The following is a 4951-nucleotide window of genomic DNA, read 5'->3' on the forward strand; positions in this document are numbered from 1 at the left end:
GCCCCTACCGCCAGTCCCTACCATTAGATATGAGCGCTTCCTTTTCAGATCAATTTGATGTTGTCGTAGTAGGTGCGGGCCATGCCGGGTGCGAAGCCGCCCTGGCTGCTGCTCGGTTAGGATGTCGCACCCTGCTGCTGACGATGAATCTAGATCGCATTGCCTGGCAGCCTTGCAACCCGGCTGTCGGCGGTCCAGCCAAGTCACAGCTTGCTCACGAAGTGGACGCCCTAGGGGGTGAAATTGGCAAGATTGCCGATCGCACCTACCTGCAAAAGCGGATACTCAACAGCTCACGCGGGCCAGCGGTATGGGCCTTGCGCGCGCAGACAGACAAGCGCGAGTACGCCGCTGTGATGAAGTCGGTCGTAGAAAACCAGGAGAATCTGGTTCTACGTGAGGGCATGGCGACCGATCTGGTATTGGGCGATCGCGACGAAATCATCGGCATCGAAACCCACTTCGGCATGACTTTCGGCTGCCAGGCCGTCATCTTGACCACGGGCACCTTTCTCAACGGCACCATCTGGGTTGGCAAAAAATCCCTTTCGGCTGGCCGCGCCGGAGAGCCTGCTGCCATCGGTATGAGCGAAACCCTCGGTCGCCTCGGCTTTGAAACCAGCAGGCTCAAAACTGGCACCCCCGCTCGCGTAGACAAACGCTCAGTTGACTACAGCCGCCTCGAAGAACAGCCCGGCGATCCAAACGTCCGCTGGTTTAGCTTTGACCCCCAAGCTTGGCAAGAACGAGAGCAAATCCCTTGCTATATGACTCGCACCACCGCCGCCACCCATCAGCTAGTGCGCGACAATCTCCACCTTTCGCCCGTCTACGGCGGCTGGGTCGAAGCCAAAGGTCCCCGCTACTGCCCCTGTATAGAAGATAAAATCGTCCGCTTTGCCGACAAAGAAAGCCACCAGATCTTCATTGAGCCTGAAGGCCGCGACCACCCTGAGCTTTACATTCAGGGCTTTTCGACGGGCCTACCCGAGCACTTGCAAGTAGAGATGCTCCACACGCTGCCAGGATTAGAAAACTGCACGATGCTGCGCCCTGCCTACGCGGTGGACTATGACTACATTCCAGCAACCCAGTGCTTTCCAACGCTGATGACTAAAAAGGTCGAAGGGCTCTTTTGTGCAGGACAGATCAACGGCACGACTGGATATGAGGAAGCGGCTGGACAAGGGCTAGTTGCGGGTATCAACGCGGCTCGTTTGGTGCAAGCCAAAGAGATGATTGTCTTTCCGCGAGAGGGTAGCTACCTGGGGACACTCATTGACGACCTCTGCACAAAAGATCTGCGTGAGCCCTACCGCGTGCTGACCTCTCGATCGGAATATCGCTTGATCTTGCGTTCGGATAACGCCGATCAAAGGCTGACGCCGCTAGGTCGTGAGATTGGCCTAATTGACGATCGCCGCTGGCAGCTCTATCAGCAAAAGCAAGCAAATATTGTTGCGGAGAAAGAGCGCTTACACACCGAAAGGGTGAAAGAACATGCTGAAGTTGGCCGACGGATCTACGCAGACACCCAGCAAAAGATCAAAGGGTCAGTCACGCTGGCCGATTTGATTCGCCGACCTAAGTTTCACTACGAGAATCTAGAAAGCTATGGGCTTGGCAATCAGGCATTAACTATCGCCGAAAAAGAAGGCGCGGAAATCGATATAAAATACTCCGGCTACATTCAGCGTCAGCAAAAACAGATCGATCTGGTTTCTCGTCAGACCAATCGATCGCTGCCGCAAGACCTGGACTACATGACCGTAGAGACCCTATCGATGGAGTCAAGAGAGAAATTAAACAAAGTCAAACCGCTGACAGTAGGTCAGGCAACTCGAATTGGCGGCGTGAACCCGGCGGACGTGAATGCGCTGCTGGTGTTTTTAGAGGTGCGCGATCGTCGAGCTTCTTAAGAACTATGTCTGCAAAAGGTAATAGGTAAAGCTCCCTATCAACATTGTTTACGCGGCCTAGATTGGCCTGTGCCTACTGTCCTAATATGATGAGGTCGCTCGCCCTAACACTTAAACTGGGGCACTCTCTCCAACGAATAGAATGAGCTGATTTATGGATAACAACGTATCTCTAGTATTGAGAGCACTGCTGGCGATCGCACTAGGCTCAGGCGGTGTAATCGCTATCTTCTACGGGCTCAATATCCTAGTCGAAAAAGCGCTACCGAAAGGAACGCAGCGCCGAGTTCTGCCCTGGATTTACATAGGGCCGTCTCTACTACTGTTGTTGCTCTATCTAGTGCTACCGACTATTCGCACTATCTATCTCAGCTTTTTCAACAACGATTCCAGCCAGTTTGTTGGACTCAGAAACTATATTTTTGCCTTTACATCGTCAGACATGCTGATTGCTTTTCGCAACAATCTGCTGTGGCTGGTATTAGTCACGGGTATTAGCGTCGGATTGGGTCTGATCATTGCTGTTTTAGTCGATAGAGTGCGCTATGAGCCTTTGGCCAAGTCTTTGATCTTCTTGCCGATGGCGATCTCGTTTGTTGGTGCTAGTGTGATCTGGCGCTTTATCTATGCCTATCGGCCAGCGGGAAGTGAACAGATCGGATTGCTCAATGCGATTGTGACTTTCCTAGGCTTTGAGCCAGTGGGTTGGCTAGTTGAGCGCAGTATCAACAACTTTGCGCTGATTGCCATCATGATTTGGCTACAGACGGGCTTTTGTATGGTGCTGCTCTCTTCAGCGGTCAAAGGCGTGCCCAAAGATGTGATCGAAGCTGCTAGAGTCGATGGCGCTAGCGAGTTTCAGATTTTTCGGCGGATTATTGTACCGATGATTATGCCAACGGTAACGGTGGTCTCTACCACAGTCGTGGTTTTGGTGCTCAAAGTGTTTGATATTGTCTTTGTAATGACAGGCGGCAATTTAGACACCGATGTGATTGCCAGCCGCATGGTCAGAGAAATGTTCAACTTTCGCAACTTTGGTCGCGGTAGTGCGATCGCAGTCATTCTACTAATCGCGGTCATTCCGGTCATGGTGGCCAACATTCGCCGCTTTCGCCAGCAGGAGCTAGATCGATGACAAGCGCCAAATCCATTCCCCCTCAATCCCCTGAGCCCCAACTACCGGGCCCACGCTATCAGCGCAGCCGCAAAGAAAAATCTGGCTTCGAGCAGTTCATCGCCAAAGCGCCTGTCCATATTGCCGTCGTTGCGATCGCGATTCTATGGACACTGCCAACGCTAGGGCTATTGATCAGTTCCTTTCGGCCCGCCGAAGACTTGACCAGTAGCGGCTGGTGGACGGTGTTCGTCAATCCGTTTGAATTCACCCAGTTCACCCTTAGCAACTACGCCCAGGTTTTGTTCGATCAGGGCATGGGCCAGGCTTTTCTCAACAGCTTGGTGATCTCAGTACCTGCGACCGTGATTCCGATTGCGATCGCCACCTTCGCCGCTTACGCGCTGGCCTGGATGGAGTTCCCCGGTCGTCAAACGCTGTTTGTTGTCACCGTCGGGCTGCTGGTAGTGCCGCTACAGATGACACTGATTCCAATCTTGCGCGCCTATACTGCCTTAGGCATCTCCGGCACTTATCTAGCGGTTTGGCTAGCCCACAGCGCCTATGGACTCCCGCTAGGCGTTTATCTATTGCGTAACTACATTGGCTCATTGCCTCGCGATCTGATCGAGGCGGCAACGGTCGATGGCGCGTCTCACTTGCAGGTCTTTTCACGAGTGATTGTGCCCTTGAGTATGCCGGCGATCGCCTCTTTCGCGGTCTTTCAGTTTCTCTGGGTGTGGAACGACTTACTCGTTGCCTTAGTGTATTTAGGTGGCAATCAAGACGTTGCCCCGGTGACGCTGGTACTTAGAAATATTGTGGGCGATCGCGGCCAAGACTGGTTTCTTCTCACCGCTGGCGCATTCGTCTCCATGCTGGTGCCGATGATTGTCTTCTTCTCTTTACAGCGCTACTTCGTTCGTGGCCTACTCGCAGGCTCCGTCAAAGGATAAAAGCCAGAAACAACACTTCATCGTTCATCGTTCATCATTCATCTTTTTACCATGTCCAGCGTTACCTTTGAGAATGTCACCAAACAATATGAAAACGGATTTGTCGCCGTCAAAGACTTAAACATCCAGCTAGAAGACAAAGAGTTTTTGGTGCTAGTCGGCCCGTCTGGCTGTGGTAAAACCACTTCGCTGCGGATGCTAGCAGGGCTAGAAGATATCAGCGGCGGCAGCATCTACATCGGTGGCCAAAGAGTCAACAACGTCACACCAAAAGATCGAGATATCGCCATGGTATTTCAATCCTACGCGCTCTATCCGCACATGACCGTCGCCGAGAATATGGGCTTTAGCCTAGATCTTAAAGGTATTTCAAAAGCTGAAATTAGTAAACGAGTCAAGGCAGCCGGGCAGCAGCTCGGCATCGAACACTTACTAGATCGCAAGCCTAAGCAGCTATCTGGTGGGCAAAGGCAGCGGGTGGCATTGGGTCGGGCTATTGTGCGATCGCCTGCCGTCTTCCTCATGGACGAACCCCTCTCAAACCTCGATGCCAAGCTCCGCGTCCAGGCCCGCGCCGAACTCAGCCAGCTCCACAAAAAAGTCGGCACCACCTTCGTCTACGTCACCCACGACCAGGCCGAAGCGATGACCATGGGCTCTCGCATCGCCGTAATGAACAGCGGCATCTTGCAACAGATCGACACGCCTCAAAATGTCTACGACCATCCCAACAACATTTTTGTTGCCGGATTTCTAGGCAGTCCGTCTATGAATTTCTTCGAGGCCAAGCTGTTGCAACAAGAAGGCAAGTTGGTCATTAGAACAGATAGTGGAATTGTTGTCCCGATTCCTGCCGAGCGGTTAGAGCGCTACAGAGAGTTTCAAGGTTGCCCCGTCGTCTTTGGCATCCGCCCCGAAGGCATCTATCATCCCGACTACGTCCCCCCAGGCATTACCCC

4 protein-coding genes are annotated in these 4951 nt (G+C 52.8%); all 4 read left to right on the top strand.

Going from position 1 to position 4951, the window contains the following annotated elements; genetic code table 11:
• The first annotated feature begins 29 nt into the window (after positions 1-29).
• On the top strand, positions 30-1919 hold the full coding sequence (gene mnmG, locus IQ256_RS28335; protein WP_193859033.1) for a tRNA uridine-5-carboxymethylaminomethyl(34) synthesis enzyme MnmG: 1890 nt from the start codon (positions 30-32) through the stop codon (positions 1917-1919).
• A gap of 154 nt (positions 1920-2073) precedes the next feature.
• A complete protein-coding gene (locus IQ256_RS28340; protein WP_193859034.1) occupies positions 2074-3057 on the top strand; it encodes a carbohydrate ABC transporter permease in 984 nt (327 codons plus the stop codon).
• Positions 3054-3992, top strand: a complete 939-nt coding sequence (locus tag IQ256_RS28345; protein WP_228025368.1) for a carbohydrate ABC transporter permease — start codon at positions 3054-3056, stop codon at positions 3990-3992. Before IQ256_RS28340 ends, IQ256_RS28345 begins: the two co-directional genes overlap by 4 nt.
• 51 nt (positions 3993-4043) lie before the next feature.
• Positions 4044-4951: ABC transporter ATP-binding protein (locus tag IQ256_RS28350; RefSeq protein ID WP_193859035.1), on the top strand; the 908-nt coding region annotated here is incomplete at its 3' end.

Source organism: cf. Phormidesmis sp. LEGE 11477 (genome assembly GCF_015207105.1).
GTDB lineage: Bacteria > Cyanobacteriota > Cyanobacteriia > Phormidesmidales > Phormidesmidaceae > Phormidesmis.

Bases quoted from the DNA above. Each gene is read 5' to 3' on its own strand.
- mnmG (WP_193859033.1), top strand. From the start codon at position 30: ATGAGCGCTTCCTTTTCAGATCAATTTGATGTTGTCGTAGTAGGTGCG.
- IQ256_RS28340 (WP_193859034.1), top strand. From the start codon at position 2,074: ATGGATAACAACGTATCTCTAGTATTGAGAGCACTGCTGGCGATCGCA.
- IQ256_RS28345 (WP_228025368.1), top strand. From the start codon at position 3,054: ATGACAAGCGCCAAATCCATTCCCCCTCAATCCCCTGAGCCCCAACTA.